This window comes from Singulisphaera rosea (assembly GCF_054877945.1).
In genome coordinates this window covers 1-333 of the sequence record NZ_JBTYIP020000124.1, presented here as the reverse complement: position 1 = coordinate 333, position 333 = coordinate 1, and the positions used below count along the sequence as shown (strand labels likewise).

Here is a 333-nt window from a genome sequence, read left to right as displayed (position 1 = left end):
TGGCGTGGACGTCGGCCATGGAGAGGCGGCCGACGGGGTCTTTGATGCCCTCGGGGTCGGTTTCGCCGATCACGTGGCCGCCGCGGAGGCCGCCGCCGGCGATCGCCAGGCTGAAGCCGTTGGGCCAGTGGTCTCGGCCGCCGGCGAGGTTGATCTTGGGGCTCCGGCCGAATTCGCCCGTGCAGAGCACGACGGTCTCGTCGAGCCGGCCACGGTCCTTCAGGTCGGTGATCAGGGCGTGGAGCGCCGGGTCGAGCTCCGAGGCGCGGGTCTTGTGGATCGCGTGGTTGTTGACGTGGCTGTCCCACCCTTCGAGCGTGACCTCGACGCAAC

At 70.3% G+C, this 333-nt stretch carries 1 protein-coding gene; it reads right to left on the bottom strand.

Translation table 11 applies throughout. The annotated features are described in order from the left end of the window. On the bottom strand, positions 1-333 hold a 333-nt coding region (locus ACYOEI_RS41225), incomplete at both ends, for a DUF1501 domain-containing protein (RefSeq protein WP_462856495.1).